Source organism: Roseovarius carneus (assembly GCF_020141465.1).
In the GTDB taxonomy this organism is placed as follows: Bacteria; Pseudomonadota; Alphaproteobacteria; order Rhodobacterales; family Rhodobacteraceae; genus Roseovarius; species Roseovarius carneus.
In genome coordinates this window covers 1-281 of sequence record NZ_JAHSPD010000003.1, presented here as the reverse complement: position 1 = coordinate 281, position 281 = coordinate 1, and the positions used below count along the sequence as shown (strand labels likewise).

Here is a 281-nt window from a genome sequence, read left to right as displayed (position 1 = left end):
GAAGCTCTGATCTGTCTTGCAGGGGCGCATGGCTATCCCTCTGTTTTCCTTCAGCTTGCCGAAGTAGTTCTCGATCAGGTGTCGCCATTTGTAAGTTTCCTTGTCAAAGGTTACGGGGAACTTTCGATTGGATTTCGGCGGTATGACTGGGATGATGCCACGTTCCAGCAGGTCATTTCGCAACCAATCTGCATCGAAAGCCCTATCCGCCAGCAGATGCCCTGCGGACAGACCACGGATCAAAGTATCAGTCTCGCGCAGATCGTGCGCCTGTCCCGTTG

General features: G+C 53.4%; 1 protein-coding gene. It reads right to left on the bottom strand.

Annotated elements, in window-relative coordinates:
* Nucleotides 1-281 (bottom strand): transposase (locus tag KUD11_RS15120; RefSeq protein ID WP_397545253.1); only part of this gene is annotated, 281 nt, incomplete at both ends.